The organism is Macrococcus sp. CoH-51_TC_04 (genome assembly GCF_058188655.1).
This window is the reverse complement of sequence record NZ_JBVGOY010000011.1, coordinates 50,717-71,125: the sequence shown is the minus strand read 5'-3', so window position 1 is coordinate 71,125 and position 20,409 is coordinate 50,717. Positions and strand designations below refer to the sequence as shown.

The window sequence follows — 20,409 nt, the reverse complement described above, 5'->3', positions numbered from 1 at the left end:
ATGCGTTAAACATATGTCCTTAAAGTAGAAGTATTGATGATAATGGATTTTTAGTAGTTTACTCTTGATAAGATCCAACGCCAAGCAGTGAAGATAGAGAGGCAACCAAACGTTTTGAAGAATGTGGAGAACTATTAGGAATACCTGTATTAGACCATATTATTGTTACAGAAAGTAGTTATTTTAGTTTTAGAGAAAACAATCTATTTTAGCATAAAACATAAAGAATATAATATAAAACATATTATATTCTTTATGCAAAATTAAAAAAGGTGGGGTATATAATGGGATTAGATATGTATATTGTAAAAGAAGAAGATGGCAGATTAGATGAAATAGCATATTTTAGAAAGTTCAATGCATTACATGGTTATTTTGATGAAAGATATTATCTAGGTAATCCTGGCAGAGTTAAACTTGATAATTATATGGTAGAAGATGTATACGATAGATTGATAAAAATAATAGAGGCACCTGAAAAAGCTAGTAATTTGTTACCAACTTACATGGGACCATTTTTTGGTGGTTATGATTATGATGATATATATTATCATTATATAGCAGAAGCATTTGAGACATTTCATAAATTAAAACAGATAGATGTTGATAAGGAAAACTACTATTATATGGCAGATTATTAAAGTAAGCCGACAAAGCCCAGGGGGCTTCTGTCGGCTTACAGTGCAAGGAACAAACACTAGCGTGTTTGGAATTGTGCAGATTTATCATTCTACAATCTAGCAGAACAGTATCACTGTCAGCTAAAGCAGACGTTCTACTAACAGAAGATTGCAAGGGATCACTCCGTTCAACAAGTTGCCCTTGCAATCTTCTGCTGTTCTGCAGTGATTGTCTAATGAAATCTAAATCTGCACAATCTTAAGTGATTGAGTAACGATTGATGAATCAATCGTTGGAAAGGCATTGAAGGAACTTATCTGAAGATAAGTTCCTTTTTAATTAAGGTTTTTTTCAAACACTCACGTGCTTTTAATGAATTTACATAATTTTTAACTACTTAGACTAGCACTGAAGTTTCACTACCAGTTAAAGATCCAACTGGTGTTCAACTAGAAAAAGTAATACAAGGGTAAACGCTGCAACTCCACTACGTTCCATTGCCCTTGTATTATTTTTCGGTCAATGCTATTTCTAATCCGTAAAAATTAAATACATAAATTCAAAAGCATAAGTTCGTGTATTTGAAAAAAGGAGAGATTAGTTATGTTTGAATTACAAGCTACAGAAAATATTGAAAAACCCGATTTAACAGAGTTTCAACAGGAATTTGTCCAGCGTTTATTAAAACAAAAGTTAAATATTGCAGATGAAATCAATGATTTATCAAAAATGATTGAAAGGTGGTTGTAAATAATGTTACAATGTGTGAGAAGCAGTCTAAATTCTTCGTGAAATAGTGATTTTTGAAGCTAATAAAAAACACACGTGGAATTTAGGGAATATTTACCGCTTCTAGCTAAACCTGTTGGACATATCCATTTTGCAGGGGATTATACCCATAAAGTGTCTTTTGTTGAAGGCGCAGTCTATAGTGCGTTTGAAGTGGCAAGAGAGCTAGGTAGTTCCAAAGTCGTGCCAAAAGAAGAAGAATACTATTTTAAGTTAGCACCAACATTAAAGGGTATGTTCTCATCCAAGAAGAAAAACCATACCAACCACAAAAGAGGTGTATAAATGATTAGGGACTTTAAGTATGAAGAAATCAGTGAAAAAAATCGATTAGCAATAGCTTCTATCCTTCAAGATGCCTTTTGGGGTAAGCTTAAGTGGTTTTTTAGTCGTGTTGGTAAAGATGAGGCTATGCTATTGCTTGAGAAAGCCATCACCTATAATATGGGCTACTATTACATAGAAGACGACACAGTACTAGGTGTTGTATTGTTGAGTAAAAAGGGGATTCCTCATTTGACGATAGATGCTGAGATTAGAAAGAAAATTGGATTTCTAAAAGGATGGCTACTAAAACTATATTTTACCATTACGCCACTTGAAAAAGACGAATTGTGTTTACAGATGATTTCTGTGAGTTCGAAAGCTAGAGGAAAAGGTATTGGTAAAAAAATGCTTGACTATCTGGAAGCATATGCAAAAAGTGATGATAGCAGCCAAATAACTTTAGATGTGATTGACAATAATCTAGGAGCTTTAAAACTATATGAGAGAGAAGGCTATCGAGTTACTAAACACATAAATACTAAAATCTTTACTCGTGGAATGGGATTTGATGGGATTTATATTATGAAAAAGGCAATCGGATGATTGATGTGTCCTTAAAAACTAAGTTTTGTACTGCAGGGTGAAGAGCAGAGTAGCATAATTAAATATTGTTGTCCAAAAGGACTGTTTTGTATGGTAAAATCAACCAATATTTTTCACAAGAACATTGGAAGTAAACTATATTTTACCTGACTTCGGTCAGGTGCAAGCTACCTAATCGTTTAACTTTATCCGTTGGAAAAGTTTCGATTAGTACCTTGCTTCGCAAGAAGGGGTATAGCCAACATTTCGGAAATTTTGTACGTTAAGGAACGTTTAAAATATGCAAGATTCTATGCAACATCGTGACGAACGCAGCTATCGCCAAAACACACTCAATCTATTGCTGGCACTGGCTTTTAGTGAAAGTGTATAAAACAACGCATAAACAATGTACCAATAGAAAAGGCGCAAACGTTGATGTAACAGCGTTTGCGCCCTTTTGGTGTGTTACCAAACTTTTATTTGGGAACGTTATTTTGAATGATTTTGCATACTTTATAAATCTTTAATGAACTAAGGTATCTTGAATTTTGAGGCGTTTCTTATATGTATTAAGGACGCTGGTTCATATGTCAGAATAGCGCCCTTTAACAGAATTATTTTCTAAAAAACAATACAAACTTTGATTCTGGAACATCCCTATCAAAATAAATTCAAGGTAAGTTTATTTTGACAAAAAACCGTCCGGACGGTATAATAATCTCATGGAATAACAAAAGGAGGGTAATCATGTCAGCAAAAAAACAGGACAAAAGAGCGCATCTGCTAAATGCTGCAATAGAACTCTTAGGTTCAAACGATTTTGATACTTTGACATTAGAAGCAGTCGCAAAGCAAGCCAATGTTAGCAAAGGTGGTTTATTGTATCATTTCCCCTCAAAAGAAGCATTATATGCTGGAATAACTGAACTTATTTTTCAAGACTTTGTATACCGATTTAATGAATTAGCTGAGAATGATCCTATAGAAAAAGGAAAATGGACTCGCGCCTTAATACATGCATACACTGATGATTTAAACAATTCTCAAGTTCTAAATATAGCATCTCATTCTTTTTCGAAATTGAATCCTACTGTTACAGAAAACATCCTCGTCCACTTCGAGTATATTCAATCAAAAATTGATGAGGATGGTATTGACTCTGTACTAGCAACAACAATTCGGCTTACCCTCGATGGTCTTTATTATTCCGAGTTCTTTAAGTTGGGACAAGTCAATTTTGACTTACGAGAAAAAATCATCGAAAAATTAATTGAATCTACAACCTAGGAGGATATCACATGAATCCATATGTATTATTAATTGGCGCAATCTTATTTGAAGTATTCGGAAGTTCTATGATGAAGGCATCAAATGGCTTTAAGAAATTAGTCCCTACAGTTGGTTTAGTAATAGGTATGGGGAGTGCTTTTTACCTTCTCTCCAAAGCATTAGAACACATTCCGTTAGGAACTGCTTATGCAATATGGTCTGGTGCAGGAACTGCTCTTACTGCGATTGTTGGTATTCTTGTTTGGAAAGAAAAGTTTAATCTAAAAATATTACTTGGCTTACTAATCATTATAGCTGGTGTTGTGGTACTTAAATTGTCTCATTAAAGGAAGGTTGATGGATTATGAAAGGGTATGTTGCATTAGGAATTGCGATTATTGGTGAAATATTCGGAACATCTATGTTGAAATTATCTGAAGGATTTACAAATATATACCCCACAATTGGAGTAGCAATTGGCTTCTTCATAGCGTTCTATACATTATCATTGTCTTTAAAAACTTTGCCTTTAAGTTTAGCTTACGCAATCTGGTCAGGTGTAGGAACAGCTCTGACAGCTTTAATAGGTGTTTTGGTGTGGAATGAACCATTCAACATTCTTACATTTATTGGTTTAGTTATGATTATCGGTGGAGTAATTATACTTAATCAAAGATCTGCTGACACGAAAACAAGCACTTCTGATTAATTAAATGGTATGAGTTCCTTATTGGTATGAGAACATCTTACTTCTTAGAGGGGCAGCATCCGGATTATACGGATTTACAATGATAAAGCAGGAAACCTTGTACAATAAGGTTTAATCTATTGAGATATAATCGAAATTACGTCAAATAAAGCGATTTAGTGTTTTGTTGTATGACTTGTCTCAAAAACGAGGTGAAATTTTGAAGAAAATCGGTTATGTACGCGTCAGTTCGACTAGCCAAAATCCTTCAAGTCAATTTCGGCAATTGAACGAAATTGGAATGGATATTATTTATGAAGAAAAAATTTCAGGAGCAACAAAAGATCGTGAACAACTTCAAAAAATGTTAGAGGATTTACAGGAAGGAGACATTATTTATGTTACAGATTTAACTCGGATCACTCGAAGTACGCAAGATTTATTTGAATTGATTGATTTAATACGAAATAAAAAGGCAAGCTTAAAATCACTTAAGGATACATGGCTAGATTTATCAGAAGATAATCCATATAGTCAATTCTTAATTACGGTAATGGCTGGTGTTAACCAATTAGAGTGAGACCTTATTCCTATGCGTCAGCGTGAAGGAATTGAGCTCGCAAAGAAAGAAGGGAAGTTTAAAGGACGGTTAAAGAAATATCATAAAAATCACGCAGGAATGAATTATGCAGTAAAGCTATATAAAGAAGGAGGTATGACTGTAAATCAAATTTGTGAAATTACAAATGTGTCTAGGGCTTCATTATATAGAAAGCTGTCGGAAGGGAAAAAATAGTCGTTCCCTATTCCATTAAAGGGCCATTTAATGGAGTAATTTAGGTGTTCAAATGAGGGAATTTGATATAATGCTTATTAAGCTATAGAGCAAGAGAATATAACTTAATGATTGGATATAAGAGGTATAACATAATATGAGGAGGTCAATATGCAAAAAGTAATTCCTGCATTACGCATAACTGACTATACAAGAAGTAAGGAGTTCTATATAGATGGGATGGGTTTTCAAATTGACTGGGAACATCGATTTGAACCGCATTTTCCTGTTTTTGCGCAGATCACCAAAGATGAAATGACTATTTATTTGACTGAACATACTGGTGACTGCCAAGTAGGTGGATTAGTACACTTTTTTGTTCCAAATGTTGACAACTGGTACAGCGAATTAAAGAGCAAAAAAGAAGTCCGTATCATTGAGCCTCCAAATGAGGATCTTGAAGGGCTTCGCATGATGACAGTCGTAGATCCTGATAACAATCAATTACGCATTTGTACTTGTTTATAAAAAATCTCTATCATATATAAAAAACACGAAGCATCATAGGTTTATCTAGTTTAGGGAAAGAGAAAATAACTTTTTCATGAGTTGAACAACAGCGGCAAACTATTAAAAAGCTAAAAAGAGGAGTTGACTTGTAAAAATTTTGATTGCACGGCCTTATCTATGATAGGCGCGACAAAATGATAGGAGGCATTCACCTTGTTTAGCAGCACAGGCATAAGATTTGATTTACATTTCTGATGCAATTATAATGGTGGGCAAGAATGGCCGAAATACATAATAAACAGTCATTCCTCAATCCAGTCTTCAATTGCGGCCGCCTTCGTTTATTTTTGGCTTCCGCCACCTAGATGATGTTATTTATTCAAAAAATTTTTAGAAAAAAAGGAGAAATGATTATGTCAATTGCGGTTACAGGTGCTACTGGTCAACTCGGTGGGCTTGTGATTCAACATTTGCTCAAAAAAGTTCCCGCCAGTCAAATCATTGCCATCGTGCGTAATGTTGAAAAAGCCTCTACTCTTGCCGATCAAGGCGTGGAAGTTCGCCATGGCGACTATAATCAACCGGAATCTCTTCAAAAGGCTTTTGCAGGTGTCTCCAAGCTGCTCTTTATCTCAGGTCCGCATTATGATAATACGCTTCTTATCGTTCAACATGCAAATGTCGTAAAAGCTGCCAGAGATGCGGGAGTCAAACATATTGCTTACACAGGATATGCCTTTGCTGAGGAATCAATAATTCCCCTTGCACACGTACATTTAGCAACGGAATATGCCATCCGTACGACCAATATCCCGTATACTTTCCTGCGTAATGCCTTATATACGGACTTTTTTGTAAATGAGGGGCTGCGCGCATCCATAGAGTCTGGAGCAATTGTTACGAATGCGGGAAGCGGGATCGTTAATTCAGTAACACGCAATGAACTTACTTTGGCTGCCGCAACGGTTCTTACAGAGGAAGGGCATGAAAACAAAACGTATAACCTTGTTTCCAATCAACCGTGGACCTTTGATGAACTTGCCCAAATTCTCTCCGAGGTTTCCGGCAAAAAAGTCGTGCATCAGCCTGTCTCATTCGAAGAAGAGAAAAATTTCCTCGTAAACGCTGGTGTCCCTGAGCCGTTTGCTGAAATTACGGCAGCGATCTATGACGCGATTTCCAAAGGAGAAGCGTCCAAAACATCAGATGATCTGCAAAAACTGATCGGATCCTTGACCCCTCTGAAGGAAACCGTAAAACAAGCCCTGAAAATGTAAGAATTGACCAAATGACATAAAATGAAAAAACAGAACATCCAATGACTGCAAACTCGTGACCTGCTTTATCTTAGTTCGAAAATAAGCCCTGTCACGCAGACAGACATTAACAGCCTGAGACCTAAAATTACATAAGGACTCAGGCTGTTTTATTTCTTTTGATCACGTTGGCGGATTTAAAAACGAAACGAGAGTATATCATCTTTTACAAAAGTAGTTGGTAGAAAGGGGAAAAATATATGTCAAGAATAGTGATTGTTGATATAGACAATTGCATTGCCAATGTTAACAAAGCACTTAAAGATAAAGGATACAGAACCGACATATATCCATCACCTGTTCCTTCACGTTTGTTTGATGACGGTTCTATTTTTAAAAATGCAGAACCTATGAAATCAGTCATTGAAAACATCGAAGGAATAATAGACGACAAAAAAGATATGTGTATGTTGGGGTCCTACCAACAAAACGCGGAAAACATACGCTAAGCCAATTTCCGGATGAAAAAAAGCCGATTTCCTTACTTTAAGGAATATCGGCTTGATATTATAAAAGATGGTTATCCTGTACAACAAGATAATTTGGATACATCTTTATCAAACGTAAGGGCAGCCAGCTTTAGTTCTTCTGCCATTGTCAAATAGGGAGCAAGGGTTTCGCGAAGATCTTCTACTGTTAAACACCGCAAATTTCGCAGTCTCACGGTCTCATTCATTGGTTTGGGTTTCGTACTTCAAAAATTAAACAAGACGATTGGTTATATTTAGGATTAGATGTCACAGCAAGACTCATTGGTAGGGCCAGATTCCTCGTAACGTTTTCCCAGAAGGCGACCTAATTCAAAGGCTTCCTTAACGGGTAACACCTTCCCATTTGGATGTTGGTTAAGCCAATTTTGGGCTGCACTTTCCGTGCTAAAAAAATGGACTTCGTTGCAGAATGACGACCGAACAGAGGACGTATCATCCGGTGTTACTATTGAGACAACAGCCGTCGTTGGTTCCAGGCTTAAAACACGATCCGGTTCCACTGTCAATCTTATAGGCTTTCCAGTACTGTAACAAGGCGATTCAATATGAACCATATGCCCTATAAGTTCCGGAAACATAAGGGTGTCAAGAGCACACCACGCATACAATTGTTTCTCATCAACTTCAAAGCGATGGGGCGTAGGGATTAAGGTGAGACCAAAACCGACAACACGACCCTGTTCATCGAGTTCCACACTGGATAAGGTCGAGAGAATGTCCTTAACCTCATCGAGGGGCTTCCCGGTTGTTGTTGCAATGTCCTCAACGGTAACTGGTTCACCTTTTGTTAGCATTTGTAACAACGGGCGAAAGAGCCACTTCATGGAGCCTCCTCCCTCTCCCTTGTTCTGGTCAAATAGGGTTACAAGTTCCTGAATTTCAGTTTTCATGACTTTTTCCTCCTTGGATTTTTTTGTCAGTTTTATTGTTTTTCGATGTTACTTACATGATTATATCTACATTCGATTGTAAAATTCTTAGGAAGATATACTTGATTGAATACGTCTTTCGGGGAATCCAGAAACGCTCCAACATGTTGTCGTAACTTTTGTAGATCTTTAATATGCTCATCTATCATAGTCAGTTTCTCCTTTAACAAATGCTGAAGACGAGGTTCTACCTCCACAGGTTTTTTTCGAAAATCACTACCAGATCCGTCATTTCCTCCAGCGATACGCCTAAAGATCGGAGTTGTTTGATACCATTGATACAAAATACATGCTCTTGGTTATAAACGCGGTAATTGCCTTCACTCCGCTTAATGGAAGGTAGGATAAGTCCCTTTTCTTCATACAATCGAATGGCTTTTCGACTGACTCCTGTTTGTTGGGCTAGTTGACCAATCGTAAATTGCTCCACTTTCCTCCCTCCTCGTTAACTGGTGGTACCATCAGCTGAACTAACTATAACTAGAGTATACAACCTTCACCTAAGGGGAAGGTCAAGAAGAAAAAGATCTTTTCCCAATGAAATTGATAAGTACAGGGGTACCACCAACATTTTGACATAAAACCCACGCTAAGACATTTTTTGGAATACAAAAGACAATTATCTCTATGTTAAGAGAAGAATCGTCTTTTATAAAAGCTTTCTTTAACTGAAGACGTACATTAAGGCTTCCTAAAAAGGTGATTAACCTGCACAACAAGATAATTTTGATACATCTTTATCAAACGTAAGAGCAGCTAGCTTCAATCCTTCTGCCATTGTTAAATATGGAGCCATGGTTTCTCGGAGATCCTCCACGGTTAAACCGAATTTGACAGCCAGTGTCGCTGCATAAATTACGTCTCCTGCATTTTCTGCTACCACATGAGCCCCTAACACTTTCAGTGTCTTCTCGTCCGCCACCAGTTTAAACACGCCTGTTGTTTCCCGATTAACCAGTGCTCTTGGAACGGCATCTAACGGCAAGACGGATGTTTTCACTTCATATCCTTTCTCTTTTGCCTGTTGCTCCGTTAAACCAACCGTTGCAATTGCTGGAGCTGTAAATGTAACCCCCGGAACCACTTCTAAATTCAGCTTTTTGTTCAGTCCACCGATAGCATTTCCTGCCGCAACTCCACCTTGATAAGCTGCTACATATACAAATTGAGGACCAAGCGTGACATCTCCTGCTGCATAGATGCGTGAATTCGTTGTTTTTGAATACTCATCGATTACGATTTCACCACGGGGGCCTACTTCAACGCCTGCATCCTGTAAATTCAAGGTTGCCGTGTTTGGTGTTCTTCCTGTGGCAACCAGTAATTGATCTGCCTCAATGATTCGCTTCTTGCCATTTACCTCTACATGGACCTTTTTAATGTCTCCATCTTGTTCGATTCGTTCAAAAGATGCTCCCGTCACTAAGTTGACCCCTTGTTCTGTCAAGGCTTGCGTGATTGCTTCTGAAACCTCAGGATCGTATTCCTTTAACAAACGCGGGCTTCTTTGCATCAATGTGACTTCTGAGCCTAGATTATGGAAGAGTTGTCCCAATTCCATCCCGATATAGCCAGAACCGATGACCGTAAGACGCTTAGGCACCTTCTTTAATTCAAGCAGAGTTGTGCTTGTTAAATAATCGACTTCATCCAGTCCAGGAATGTTTGGCACTGCTGGTGAAGCACCTGTCGCGATTAAGAATCGTTTGGCTGACAACTGCATGCCATTGACTTCAACGGTTTTTTCATCTACGAATTTCGCTTCGCCTTTGATTAATTCAAAGCCGTAGTCATCAATCAAATCCACATATTTTGAGTTTCGAAGATCCGTCACCAGTTCATTTTTCTGCTTGATCAATGGTGCCAAATCAACGTCGCCAGCTGACGTGTGCAATCCGATGAATGGATTATTTTTTGCCAGATGATTGATTTCGCCAGCCCGCAGCAATGTCTTCGAAGGAACGCAGCCAATATTCACACATGTTCCGCCAACCGTTCCACGTTCGATGATCGCCACTTTCGCTCCGTATTTCACAGCTTCAATGGCAGACGAAAAAGCAGCACCGCCAGAACCGATGATAATGTAATCATAATCGCCTTCATCGCCTAACTGCACCATTTCTTGCGGTTGTAATTCTTCTACCTCTCCTGGCTGGTATTTGGCTTCAGCAATCGCCTTTTTCGCTGTTTCCACCTCCACGTCATTCGTTAGCTCAAATACAGCTTCTCCGCGACGAAAATCCACTTCAATCCCTTTTGCACCCATGTTTTCAAGAGCAACAGCTACATGCTCTTCACAACCCGTACAAGTCATTCCTTGAACGTTTACTCGATATTTTTTCATGTTAAATCTCTCCTTTTACTCGACTCCAAGCCCGAAATTCGAAACTGCCGTCTTAATTGCCTGTAAATCCGTTTTCTTATCATCAAAGGAAACCGTTACTTCGCCCTTGCTTCCACTGACTTTAATGGCTGTTTTGCTAACGCCATCTACCTGTTCCAGGACGCTTTCTACAACAGACGGTGGACAACAATCCATCCCCAAAACCGTGAATGTCCCTGTTTTAGTTGTTTCAATGGTAGTTTTTACTTCCTGCTTAGCATCTATAGTATTTTGTGCTTCTTTTTCGTTGCTACACGCACTAACCACTAACAGAAGGGATAATAGCATCATAATCCTAATTATTTGTACGCTCATATAAAGCACCTCATCTTTTATAGTCCACCTTCAACTAGAAATAAAAAAAGAAACATGCCGAAAACAAAAAACGTCGTAATCCATAACCCAATGACAGAACTTTTTCTTTTTCCCTTTCTCCCATAAACCATATAAAAGGAGTAAGTAAGAAGGATGATGGTGGCAACGCTGAACAATAACCGATACTTAAATGAGTAGAAAGCTAATGCTCCTGCAAACCCAGTTAGTCCAAGAGGTATGAAAATCAGTGGCCCCAGGCAACATGCAGCCATAACAAAAGCTGAAAATATAGTGGCTACTTGCGACACTTTTTCCTTCATGATTTAAACCTCTCCATACTGCAACAATCATGCGTTTTTGTTTCCTTTTTTGTTTCATCCTTTGTTTCTGGGTCAAGTTTTCTCCAGCCCTTGAAAAGAGCAAAGACAAATAACAGACCCATCACGATGAAAATAACATCTTTAAAGTCCGTGAAGTATGAACCCAGTGCCGTTCCTGCAACCAACGGAAGCAGTAAAAACAGATGACACGGGCATGTGATTAGTGCGACAAGAAACCAGCCTGAACTTTTTATTGTGTTTTTCATCCTGTTTCACCTCTTATTTCTTCATCAGTGTTTCAATAATGGGGCATTCGTAAATATCTTTGTTTTCGGGACATCTTTCTTTAAGATCCATCAGCATTTGTTCAATTCTTTTGAGACCTTCAATTTTACTCTGGATGTCCTCTAACTTAAGAACGGTGAAATCATACATATCACGGCACTTTGCTTCATCGCGATCGACGACCCCTAGCAATTTGTCAATTTCATTTAAGCTAAATCCTAATTCCTGCATCCGTTTTATGAAATTTAACCGATCGACCGTTTGTTGTGAATACATTCGGTATCCTTTTTCGGTACGATCAGGCTCTGGAATTAAGCCTAAACGCTCATAATATCTAATGGTCTCTTTGTTAACGTTACACTTCTCTGCGATTTCTCCGACTCGAAAATGCAATTTACTTCACCTCACATATAATATAAACCATGTACCATAGTACATGGTCAATATATTTTACTCCCTTCAATTAAATGATTCCAATACCGAAAACGACCGTTTATGGTACTGATAAATATTTTTAAAAAAACAACCTATTTCTATTAATCTATAGAACCAAAACTCATTCCCAAAATCAAAGTAACATTTTTAGTATCTGATACCGTTTTTGGTGCTAATATAGGGTTATAAACTACTTTTGCAGGTGATGAATGATGGTATTTGGTTATGCACGTGTAAGTACGGAGGAACAAAACTTGGATATGCAAGTTGATGCCCTTACAAAATTTGGGGTAGAAAAAATTTATAAAGAAAAATTGACCGGAACTAGAAAAGATAGATCCCAACTTGAAGAACTTCTTAAAGTCTTACGCAGTGGCGACAAAATTGTTGTATATAAACTGGATCGTATTTCACGTTCTACAAAACATCTAATTGAACTTAGTGAATTATTCAATGATCTGGGCGTAGATTTTGTCTCTATTAATGACAGTATTGATACTTCAACTGCAATGGGGAAGTTTTTCTTTCGTACAATGGCAAATATTGCAGAGTTAGAACGAGATATTATTAGCGAAAGGACAAAATCAGGGCTTCAAGCAGCAAGATCCAGAGGAAGGAAAGGTGGCAGACCATCGAAGAAAAAGGATAAAGTTGAAATGGCGATTAAAATGTATAAAAGCAAGGATTATACAATCAACCAAATTACAGAAGCAACAGGAATCAGCAAAACCTCACTGTATAGATACTTAGACAAAGTAAATTAGGCTCATACCAAAATTATTAATAAGGATTGATTTAACTTGAGTGTGAAAGAACTGCTGACACAAGAACAGCGCAAGGAAATTTTAAACCTTAATAATTTATCAGAATTTGAATTTACTTCTTATTACAGTCTATCTGACTATGATATTGATGTTATAAATCGTCATAGAAGAGAGCATAATCGCTTAGGGTTCGCACTCCAATTATGCATTCTTAGAAACCCCGGTTGTTCTTTAATTAATATGTTAGAAATACCCGAAAGCCTTATTAATTACGTCGCTAATCAAATTAATGTAGATCCAGAAGTTTACTCTTCATATGCTCAACGTGATACAACTAGACGTGAGCATTTAGAAGAAATACGTCAAGTTTATGGATATAGAAACTTTAATAACAGCGATTATCGTACGATTTCTAATGTTCTTTTAAAATTCGCATTGGACAATGGGAATTCGATGCATCTAGTACGCACAGCAATTGATTTATTAAGAAAGGAAAAAATAATCCTTCCTGCCATACTAACAATCGAAAGGATGGTTTGGCTAGCAAGAACGCGTGCAGAGAAAAAAATATATGCCATACTAACAAGCAATCTTTCCGAAAGACATAAGCGTGAACTAGAAAAGTTAATCGATTTAACGGTAAATAATAATAAAACCCAATTAGCTTGGCTTCGGGAAATTCCCGGACAGTCGTCACCAGATTCTTTTATAAAGGTCATAAAAAGATTAAAGTACATTAAAGAAATGAATATCGCAGCCAATACGGCATTAATACACCCCAATAGACTTTTACAATTGGCACGAATTGGGGCAAGATATGAACCCCATTCTTTTAGAAGATTTAACGAAGATAAAAGATATGCATTATTAGTCGCTCACTTAATCACTCTCTCCCAAGACTTAACTGACCATGCCATTGAAATTCATGATAGACAAATGATGGTGTTACAAGCAAAAGGCAGAAAAACACAAGAAGAGATACAAAAACAAAATGGAAAGTCAGTAAATGAAAAAGTTGTGCATTACGCAGATATAGGAACGGCTTTAATTAAGGCCAAAGAGGAAGGTATTGATCCCTATGTGGCACTAGAGCAAGTAATGCCGTGGGATAAAATTGTAGAATCGATTGAGGAAGCTAAATTATTATCAAGACCAATGGATTATGATTACCTTGATTTAATAAAAACTCGATATAACTATTTAAGGAAATATACTCCGAGCCTGTTGGATTCTTTAGTGTTCAAATCTACTAAATCAGCAGAGCCTTTATTAAAAGCATTAGATACCATACGCGAATTAAATGATTCTGGAAAAAGGAAAATCCCTGATGGCTCACCTTTGAGTTTTGTTCCTAAACGTTGGCAAAAACATGTTTTTGATGATGAAGGTAACATTAACCGTCAATATTATGAAATGGCTGCCTTAACAGAACTCAAAAACTATATCCGTTCTGGTGATGTTTGGGTTGAAGGTAGTCGATTACATAAGGATTTTGAAGAATATTTAGTGTCAAAAGATGATTGGGGAAAAGCAAAGAATAAAGGGACTAATATAGCTGTTAATGTAAGTTTTGAACAGTATATACAGGAAAGATGCGAAACTTTAAATACTAAACTTCAATGGATTTCCAAAAATATTGATAAAGTTGAAAGTATCAACATTGAAAAACAAAAGATACATATTGAGAGACTTCAAGCTGATACTCCTGAAGAAGCTAGAAATTTCAGCTTATCGCTTTATAATATGCTTCCTAGAGTTAAACTTACTGATTTATTAATGGAGGTAGCTGAATGGACTGGATTTGATGAATCATTTGTTCACGCTTCTTCAAATCAACCGCCTAAAGGTGAGGAAAAGTCTATTGTGATGGCTTCATTAATGGCAATGGGGACAAATATTGGATTAACTAAAATGGCAGAAGCAACTCCTGATATTTCATATCGCCAGATGGCCAATGTTATGCAATGGAGATTACATGAAGATGCGATGACTCGCGCTCAAGCTACACTGGTAAATTATCAGCACCGTATATCATTAACTTCATATTGGGGAGATGGGACAACATCGTCTTCTGATGGTATGCGCGTTCCTGTCGGTGTATCATCGTTACATGCAGATTCAAATCCGCATTACGGAACGGGGAAAGGTACGACCATTTATCGTTTTACAAGTGATCAGTTTTCTTCCTTTTATGCCAAAGTTATTAATACAAATGCCAGGGATGCCGTACATGTGATAGATGGATTATTACATCATGAATCAGACCTTTCAATTGAAGAGCATTACACTGATACAGCCGGTTATACGGATCAAGTTTTCGGATTAAGTCATTTGTTAGGGTTTCGTTTTGCACCAAGACTAAGAGATATAAGTGACGCTAAATTATATACCATTTCTTCTCCTAATGATTTTCCAAACATAAAAGGCATACTTCGAGGTAAGATTAACACAAACGTTATTAAAGAGAATTTTGATGATGTATTAAGGCTGGCACATTCAATTCGAGAAGGAAGAGTTTCTGGATCATTAATCATGGGGAAATTAGGTTCATATGCAAGACAAAATAAAATAGCTACAGCTCTTCGTGAGATTGGGAGAATTGAAAAAACAATCTTTATTCTTGACTATATAACAAATGAAGCATTAAGAAGAAGGATACATCGTGGGTTAAATAAAGGAGAAGCCATGAATGGATTGGCTAGAGCTTTATTTTTTGGTAAACGTGGAGAATTTAGAGAACGTGGCATACAAGATCAACTCCAAAGAGCCAGTGCGTTAAATATATTAATAAATGCAATTAGTGTATGGAATACTGTGTATTTAAGTGAAGTTACAAAGGAATTTAAGAAAAATAATGTTTTAAGAGAAGAATTACTTCCACACATTTCACCTTTAGGATGGGAGCATATTAATTTTCTTGGAGAATATAAATTTGATTCGCATCGATTACCCACAAATTCCTTAAGACCCTTAAATAAAAATTAATCTATAACATAAGCCAAATCCCTTAGCGTACAGGTATTTGGCTTTTTTTGTGTCGAATTTTGCTTAACGTACAAAATTTCCGAAATGTTGGCTGTACCCCTAATAGGTGTGATGTTTATATTATTGCCAGGTGTCGTCATAGCTGCATTAAGATTGATATGGTTATTGTTTTCAGGATGCTTAGTGTGGATCGTAGTATTTATTATATTCATTATACTTTTACGCATATTCATGATGTTTTAAATTATGTTTTATGTTTAATATATTATGTTTTATATTTTATGCTTTATGCTATAATAAAATCAAGTAACTATAAGGAGTGATAGTATTGGGTAAAGTAATTAGCATCAATAACTTTAAAGGTGGTGTCAGTAAGACTTCAACAGCATGTTTACTCGCTTATGTCTTATCTGAAAAAAGAAATAAAAAAGTATTAGTCGTTGATTTTGATCCCCAGGCAGATGCAACAGAACTTCTACTTAGAACATTCAGAAAAGATATGTTAGAGGATGTTGCTGGTTTAGAGAAATTATCTATTTATAAAGGTATCACTGAAACAAATAGAAAAGCAATCACTATTAAATTGAGTGATAATATGGATCTGATTCCAGCAGATTTTAACCTAGTAGGCTTACCATATCATTTAATTCAGCTAGATAGCTATCAGAAGGTAAAAATTCTAGATGAATTTTTAAAAGGTGTTAGAAAAGAGTATGATTTAATCATTATCGATACACCACCAACAATTTCAGATTTTAGCAATAATGCTATTTACGCATGTGACTATTCATTAATTGTGATGCAGACACACAGAAGATCGTTCAGAGCAGTTGATAAGTTTGCAGAACACTTAGTAAAGTTCAGAGATGCTTATAAAAATAAATTTGAAATTCTAGGAATTGTACCTGTTATGTTCTCCAAGCAGACGAAAACAGATATGACAACATTAGAAGATGCGACTGCTACATATAAGGAACACGTTTTTGAACATATCATCAAACATATGGAACGCGTGAAGTACTGGGATGAATATGGCATTACTGAAGAAGATCATTGGGATAGAAAGACGATTCAAGAATATGAGAATCTTACAGACGAATTCTTAGAACGTTTAGAAAAAATGGAGGCGAAGTAATATGAGTTTATTAGATGATTTAAAGAATAATAAGGAACATTTAAGAGAAAATCCACTTGCGAATAGAGAGATGCAGATAAAAAAGATTGCAGCTACTTCTATAAAAGTAACTGGAGATACACATGCAAAACTTACGGCATTAGATCAAATCTATGTAGATATGAATAAAGCAGAGCTTGTAGATTTCGCATTATCGAAGCTTGCAGACAAGCTAAAAGGTGAAGATAAGGAAACATACGAAAAAGTTTATGAAAACAGCATAGACCAGAAGATAGATTCAGCTCGTAGAAAAGGCTTATTCTAGAGGGTTTCAAAGAATATAAACATAAAATATTATTTATGTTTTATGTTTTATGCTATAAAAAATTAACGTTTTACAACGCTTGTATATTTGTGTATTCTAAATATAAGCAATATAACAACTTCATATCGATTGAAACAATTTTCTTCTTATAGCTTCTTGGGCCTGGGAATCCAGGAAGAAATCTAAAGTTTGCTTGGTAACCAAACTTTAGACCATAAGAAAAAGAGAGGATTTTGGGAATCCTCTCTTTATCGAAAATAGTGTTCAATAGTCAGCCTGCCCAAAAACAAAAAACAAGCAAACTATTTATAATTAATTTTGTTAACTTTATTATATAATTGTTTGGGCAGACTGACAAGATGTTTGCACAAATTTTATAGGGATTAGTGTATTTTCTTTGACCTACCCTGATTTATGCTACCGTCTTTTCCTCTGGAATATTGATCATACGTTTCTTTCATGACAATATTCGAGGAAAGGATAGGTAGCTTTTTATGTATGGAGAAAAACTGAATATGCTAGAGATCTTTGAGAAGATGACGAATGGGGGACTATCTGTAAAGCGTCCTAAAGGGTCAAAGTTCGCATTCAGTGAGTCTGTTTCTGTCTTCAGACCTGGAAAAGTAATTGGTATCAATACAAAGTCAGGTCTGAAAGGGGCAAAAGGCTTAATCATCGGCTCAGTAGAGGCATTAGTAGATAATCATAAGACGTTTACTCATATTACGCCAAATGTATTTCGTTCAGCGAAATATATTGGTGATGATAAGGTAATAGGTCATAGAGAAGATAACTTAAAACAGATAAATGCATTTGTAATTGATATTGATGGGATTGATAAAAACAAGGTAAAACGTACGGATATCGTATTCAGAGGGATGGAAGCAGGTTTACAGCCAACAATCATTCTAGATACGCCTCACGGTTACCAGGTACAGTATTATCTTAAAAACCCAATCTTTATTAAAAAGAATGATAATAAAGCAGTAAAGATGGCAAAGAGAATCAGCATGAACCTCAGAGAACACTACAGACAGGTGTTTGAAGAAGTTGACATGGCATGTAATCACTTTGGATTCTTCAGATGCCCAAAAGAGGAAAATATATTGTCATACAGCCCGAACTCAATTCATTCATTAGACCAATTTATTGAGTTCTCTATGGAGTTTGAAAAATTAAATATCGAGAGTAGAAAATTGACTAAAGATACAGCAAAAGTCTATGATTTCGCATCTCTACGAAGCATTCATGAACCTTGGTTCCACATGCTTATTAATTGTACCCACATCAAGGGGAGTAACGGACAAATCGGACGTGACAATGCAATATTTACTATGAGCCTTCAACTCTATGCTGGAAAAGTTGAAAAAGAGGAGGCTCTGTTAATGATGCAGAAATTTAACAGTAATCTTGAAGAACCATTAGACGAAAATATTGTTGTACAGAAAGTAAACAGCGCTTATTCAGGGCAATATAAAGGTGCTAAAAAGCAATTTATTGACCTATTATTGTATACTTGGTGCGAAATTACAGACAATGACAAGAACAATTACTTCTTCAGACACCATGCAAAGCCAAGAGAAGAGCGTGAAAGATCCCATTGGTATGAGTGGGAAGGGGATATGATTCGTTTTATCAATGAGAATGCGGAAAAAGGGAAGGTTGTAATGCGTCCTAAAGAGGTTATAAGTGCGTTAAACATACCAAGATCAACGTATTATGATGTCCTGAAGCTAACTAAAACAGTATTAATAAGCAAAGAAGGAAGTAAGGTTGTACTTGCAACAAAAGCATCCCTATACAACTATATTCAGACATTAATCGAACAGAATAAGAACCTGAAGGCTCAATATCGTATGTATTTAACAAAGGTGATGCCTTATTTAAACCTGCAAGAAAAAGAACAGATCATCAGACATTTTACAATCGCCAGTGATGGGTTGAAACACGATGAAATCAACGATTTAGGTGTAAAATTAGAATAAAATACATTTTGTCCGTTGTCCCTTACATAAATATATATTTATATAGACTTGTGTAGTTATATATTATGAAATATATATAAATATTTTCGACTTTATACGAACATTTGTTTGTACGAACATACGTTTGTGTTTTGGGAGCATTTATGTTAATCTTGTTAATGTAAAGAAAATAGTTGTATTCCCAGTATATTCTAGTATCATAGTTACCATAAAAAACTTTTTAGAATAAAATTATACATTATGCTATTCATATATATAGCTTATTTGGTATAATAGTATTATAACTGATGGAGGAAATGCCTATGAAAAAGATTGTTATTGGTGGTCTATTAGGATTGTCATTAATATTAACTGCATGTGGATCTAATCAGGAAGGTGATGCTGCATTGAAGGGTAAAACCTTTGAAGCAACACAAGGAGGAGATAATGAATATCTCTTAACTTTCAGAGATGATGGTACATTGCAGGTAAAAGAGAACGGTAACTTAGGTAGAACAGATGAAGGTGAATACAAGGTTTCTGAGGAGAAATCAAAAGATGGTTATTACCATGTTACTTTTGATAAATTAAAAGCAGGATATGTAGATCAGACACCTGATGCAGGATATTGGGCTTTAGATAAAGATAATAACAATAATCTTGTTTTAAGATACGTTGATGAAGATTGTCGGAATGTAACTACAGATAATCCAGATGCTGAGTGTAAAGTTTTTATGCCTTTTAAAGAAAAAGGTACAAATGATGAATTAGATGATTCAGAAGATGTGTATTTAAAAGAAAAATAAGTTGCGTTATATAAATTAAATTTTATATAAATTTTTTAATTGTGGAAAAACTTTGGTGTATTATGTTGACTTAAGGATAAATGTAACTTATTATCGAATATAACAAAACCTGTTTTTTGACAATTAAAAAAGGGGACGGACGGATAAGTGTACCACCACTTATCTATCCTGATCACCAACAGCTACTGGAAATAGCTATTGGCTTATCCCCTCTAAATCCTGTGCTACAAATACTATAGATTACGGCTATAATATTTGTTATGCACAGTATCTCAATAATAAACTATAACTGTGTTTTATTCAATACAGTAAATCTGTATTGTATGACGTTCTGTCTACAATTATAGAGTTATAAACCTTACTTCTTTCTTTACGTTGTTAATAAGAAATAGAGGGGAGGGGTTATTAGTTTATGATAAAGATGAATTTAGAGGATAGAGGACTTGCTGATAGCTGAAAATAGCTGTTGGTGG

At 36.0% G+C, this 20,409-nt stretch carries 24 protein-coding genes and 2 pseudogenes; 18 read left to right on the top strand and 8 right to left on the bottom strand.

Annotation, left to right across the window (positions count from 1 at the left end; all coding sequences use genetic code 11):
* Window positions 1-83: 83 nt before the first annotated feature.
* The 12 genes and pseudogenes from ACZ2V4_RS10015 to ACZ2V4_RS09960 form a co-directional block, all read left to right on the top strand.
* Window positions 84-212 (top strand): annotated as a pseudogene (locus ACZ2V4_RS10015) (JAB domain-containing protein); the annotation flags it as partial.
* A gap of 72 nt (window positions 213-284) precedes the next feature.
* Window positions 285-641: a hypothetical protein gene (locus tag ACZ2V4_RS10010; protein WP_041636572.1), complete on the top strand. Its 357-nt coding sequence runs from the start codon at window positions 285-287 to the stop codon at window positions 639-641.
* Between the two features lie 583 nt (window positions 642-1,224).
* Window positions 1,225-1,371: a hypothetical protein gene (locus ACZ2V4_RS10005; protein WP_490514817.1), complete on the top strand. Its 147-nt coding sequence runs from the start codon at window positions 1,225-1,227 to the stop codon at window positions 1,369-1,371.
* Window positions 1,372-1,446: 75 nt separating this feature from the next.
* Entirely contained in the window at window positions 1,447-1,695 is a 249-nt protein-coding gene (locus ACZ2V4_RS10000) for an FAD-dependent oxidoreductase (protein WP_490267676.1), read from the top strand.
* Window positions 1,696-2,280, top strand: a complete 585-nt coding sequence (locus tag ACZ2V4_RS09995; protein ID WP_490267678.1) for a GNAT family N-acetyltransferase — start codon at window positions 1,696-1,698, stop codon at window positions 2,278-2,280.
* Between the two features lie 729 nt (window positions 2,281-3,009).
* Window positions 3,010-3,549, top strand: a complete 540-nt coding sequence (bcrA, locus tag ACZ2V4_RS09990; RefSeq protein ID WP_031642487.1) for an efflux transporter transcriptional regulator BcrA — start codon at window positions 3,010-3,012, stop codon at window positions 3,547-3,549.
* Between the two features lie 11 nt (window positions 3,550-3,560).
* Window positions 3,561-3,878, top strand: a complete 318-nt coding sequence (gene bcrB / locus ACZ2V4_RS09985) for a quaternary ammonium compound efflux SMR transporter BcrB (RefSeq protein ID WP_031642486.1) — start codon at window positions 3,561-3,563, stop codon at window positions 3,876-3,878.
* A 17-nt stretch (window positions 3,879-3,895) separates the two neighbouring features.
* Entirely contained in the window at window positions 3,896-4,240 is a 345-nt protein-coding gene (gene bcrC, locus ACZ2V4_RS09980) for a quaternary ammonium compound efflux SMR transporter BcrC (RefSeq protein WP_031642485.1), read from the top strand.
* A gap of 199 nt (window positions 4,241-4,439) precedes the next feature.
* A pseudogene (locus tag ACZ2V4_RS09975) lies at window positions 4,440-5,015 on the top strand (recombinase family protein).
* Window positions 5,016-5,165: 150 nt separating this feature from the next.
* Complete coding sequence (locus tag ACZ2V4_RS09970; protein ID WP_003725288.1) at window positions 5,166-5,522, top strand: glyoxalase superfamily protein; 357 nt, start codon at window positions 5,166-5,168, stop codon at window positions 5,520-5,522.
* A gap of 395 nt (window positions 5,523-5,917) precedes the next feature.
* Window positions 5,918-6,781 (top strand): SDR family oxidoreductase, encoded by an 864-nt coding sequence (locus ACZ2V4_RS09965; protein ID WP_003725287.1) that lies wholly within the window; start codon window positions 5,918-5,920, stop codon window positions 6,779-6,781.
* Between the two features lie 239 nt (window positions 6,782-7,020).
* Entirely contained in the window at window positions 7,021-7,269 is a 249-nt protein-coding gene (locus ACZ2V4_RS09960; RefSeq protein ID WP_031642484.1) for a hypothetical protein, read from the top strand.
* A gap of 281 nt (window positions 7,270-7,550) precedes the next feature.
* On the opposite strand, the gene merB is transcribed toward ACZ2V4_RS09960, so the two are convergent.
* The 8 genes from merB to merR1 form a co-directional block, all read right to left on the bottom strand.
* Entirely contained in the window at window positions 7,551-8,201 is a 651-nt protein-coding gene (merB, locus tag ACZ2V4_RS09955; RefSeq protein WP_031642483.1) for an organomercurial lyase MerB, read from the bottom strand.
* 32 nt (window positions 8,202-8,233) lie between these two features.
* Window positions 8,234-8,389 carry a hypothetical protein gene (locus ACZ2V4_RS09950; RefSeq protein ID WP_275086737.1) on the bottom strand — a complete coding sequence of 52 codons (156 nt, stop codon included), beginning with the start codon at window positions 8,387-8,389 and terminating at the stop codon, window positions 8,234-8,236.
* 38 nt (window positions 8,390-8,427) lie between these two features.
* A complete protein-coding gene (locus tag ACZ2V4_RS09945; protein ID WP_049961608.1) occupies window positions 8,428-8,670 on the bottom strand; it encodes a MerR family transcriptional regulator in 243 nt (80 codons plus the stop codon).
* Window positions 8,671-8,943: 273 nt separating this feature from the next.
* Entirely contained in the window at window positions 8,944-10,584 is a 1,641-nt protein-coding gene (merA, locus tag ACZ2V4_RS09940; protein ID WP_031642482.1) for a mercury(II) reductase, read from the bottom strand.
* Between the two features lie 15 nt (window positions 10,585-10,599).
* Entirely contained in the window at window positions 10,600-10,938 is a 339-nt protein-coding gene (merP, locus tag ACZ2V4_RS09935; RefSeq protein WP_031642481.1) for a mercury resistance system substrate-binding protein MerP, read from the bottom strand.
* Between the two features lie 17 nt (window positions 10,939-10,955).
* Complete coding sequence (merT, locus tag ACZ2V4_RS09930; protein ID WP_031642480.1) at window positions 10,956-11,258, bottom strand: mercuric transport protein MerT; 303 nt, start codon at window positions 11,256-11,258, stop codon at window positions 10,956-10,958.
* A complete protein-coding gene (locus ACZ2V4_RS09925; RefSeq protein WP_033533596.1) occupies window positions 11,255-11,524 on the bottom strand; it encodes a hypothetical protein in 270 nt (89 codons plus the stop codon). Before ACZ2V4_RS09925 ends, merT begins: the two co-directional genes overlap by 4 nt.
* A 13-nt stretch (window positions 11,525-11,537) precedes the next feature.
* Window positions 11,538-11,936, bottom strand: coding sequence for a mercury resistance transcriptional regulator MerR1 (gene merR1, locus ACZ2V4_RS09920; RefSeq protein WP_031642478.1), 399 nt, complete (start codon window positions 11,934-11,936; stop codon window positions 11,538-11,540).
* A 254-nt stretch (window positions 11,937-12,190) separates the two neighbouring features.
* Here merR1 and ACZ2V4_RS09915 point away from each other — a divergent pair, with 254 nt between their 5' ends.
* The 6 genes from ACZ2V4_RS09915 (at window position 12,191) to ACZ2V4_RS09890 (ending at window position 19,936) form a co-directional block, all read left to right on the top strand.
* Entirely contained in the window at window positions 12,191-12,742 is a 552-nt protein-coding gene (locus ACZ2V4_RS09915; protein WP_031642477.1) for a recombinase family protein, read from the top strand.
* Window positions 12,743-12,778: 36 nt separating this feature from the next.
* Window positions 12,779-15,727: a Tn3 family transposase gene (locus ACZ2V4_RS09910; RefSeq protein WP_031642476.1), complete on the top strand. Its 2,949-nt coding sequence runs from the start codon at window positions 12,779-12,781 to the stop codon at window positions 15,725-15,727.
* A gap of 328 nt (window positions 15,728-16,055) precedes the next feature.
* Window positions 16,056-16,862 carry a ParA family protein gene (locus ACZ2V4_RS09905; protein WP_103214531.1) on the top strand — a complete coding sequence of 269 codons (807 nt, stop codon included), beginning with the start codon at window positions 16,056-16,058 and terminating at the stop codon, window positions 16,860-16,862.
* A 1-nt stretch (window position 16,863) separates the two neighbouring features.
* A complete protein-coding gene (locus ACZ2V4_RS09900) occupies window positions 16,864-17,166 on the top strand; it encodes a hypothetical protein (RefSeq protein WP_133421404.1) in 303 nt (100 codons plus the stop codon).
* A 515-nt stretch (window positions 17,167-17,681) separates the two neighbouring features.
* Window positions 17,682-19,151: a primase C-terminal domain-containing protein gene (locus tag ACZ2V4_RS09895; RefSeq protein WP_490514816.1), complete on the top strand. Its 1,470-nt coding sequence runs from the start codon at window positions 17,682-17,684 to the stop codon at window positions 19,149-19,151.
* Between the two features lie 302 nt (window positions 19,152-19,453).
* Entirely contained in the window at window positions 19,454-19,936 is a 483-nt protein-coding gene (locus ACZ2V4_RS09890) for a hypothetical protein (protein ID WP_012655898.1), read from the top strand.
* Window positions 19,937-20,409: the final 473 nt, after the last annotated feature.

Bases quoted from the DNA above. Each gene is read 5' to 3' on its own strand.
- ACZ2V4_RS09915 (WP_031642477.1), top strand. From the start codon at position 12,191: ATGGTATTTGGTTATGCACGTGTAAGTACGGAGGAACAAAACTTGGAT.
- bcrC (WP_031642485.1), top strand. From the start codon at position 3,896: ATGAAAGGGTATGTTGCATTAGGAATTGCGATTATTGGTGAAATATTC.
- merA (WP_031642482.1), bottom strand. From the start codon at position 10,584: ATGAAAAAATATCGAGTAAACGTTCAAGGAATGACTTGTACGGGTTGT.
- bcrA (WP_031642487.1), top strand. From the start codon at position 3,010: ATGTCAGCAAAAAAACAGGACAAAAGAGCGCATCTGCTAAATGCTGCA.
- ACZ2V4_RS09995 (WP_490267678.1), top strand. From the start codon at position 1,696: ATGATTAGGGACTTTAAGTATGAAGAAATCAGTGAAAAAAATCGATTA.
- merP (WP_031642481.1), bottom strand. From the start codon at position 10,938: ATGAGCGTACAAATAATTAGGATTATGATGCTATTATCCCTTCTGTTA.
- ACZ2V4_RS09960 (WP_031642484.1), top strand. From the start codon at position 7,021: ATGTCAAGAATAGTGATTGTTGATATAGACAATTGCATTGCCAATGTT.
- ACZ2V4_RS09970 (WP_003725288.1), top strand. From the start codon at position 5,166: ATGCAAAAAGTAATTCCTGCATTACGCATAACTGACTATACAAGAAGT.
- ACZ2V4_RS09900 (WP_133421404.1), top strand. From the start codon at position 16,864: ATGAGTTTATTAGATGATTTAAAGAATAATAAGGAACATTTAAGAGAA.
- merT (WP_031642480.1), bottom strand. From the start codon at position 11,258: ATGAAGGAAAAAGTGTCGCAAGTAGCCACTATATTTTCAGCTTTTGTT.
- bcrB (WP_031642486.1), top strand. From the start codon at position 3,561: ATGAATCCATATGTATTATTAATTGGCGCAATCTTATTTGAAGTATTC.
- ACZ2V4_RS09890 (WP_012655898.1), top strand. From the start codon at position 19,454: ATGAAAAAGATTGTTATTGGTGGTCTATTAGGATTGTCATTAATATTA.
- ACZ2V4_RS09950 (WP_275086737.1), bottom strand. From the start codon at position 8,389: ATGATAGATGAGCATATTAAAGATCTACAAAAGTTACGACAACATGTT.
- merB (WP_031642483.1), bottom strand. From the start codon at position 8,201: ATGAAAACTGAAATTCAGGAACTTGTAACCCTATTTGACCAGAACAAG.
- ACZ2V4_RS09965 (WP_003725287.1), top strand. From the start codon at position 5,918: ATGTCAATTGCGGTTACAGGTGCTACTGGTCAACTCGGTGGGCTTGTG.
- ACZ2V4_RS09925 (WP_033533596.1), bottom strand. From the start codon at position 11,524: ATGAAAAACACAATAAAAAGTTCAGGCTGGTTTCTTGTCGCACTAATC.
- ACZ2V4_RS10005 (WP_490514817.1), top strand. From the start codon at position 1,225: ATGTTTGAATTACAAGCTACAGAAAATATTGAAAAACCCGATTTAACA.
- ACZ2V4_RS10010 (WP_041636572.1), top strand. From the start codon at position 285: ATGGGATTAGATATGTATATTGTAAAAGAAGAAGATGGCAGATTAGAT.
- ACZ2V4_RS09895 (WP_490514816.1), top strand. From the start codon at position 17,682: ATGCTAGAGATCTTTGAGAAGATGACGAATGGGGGACTATCTGTAAAG.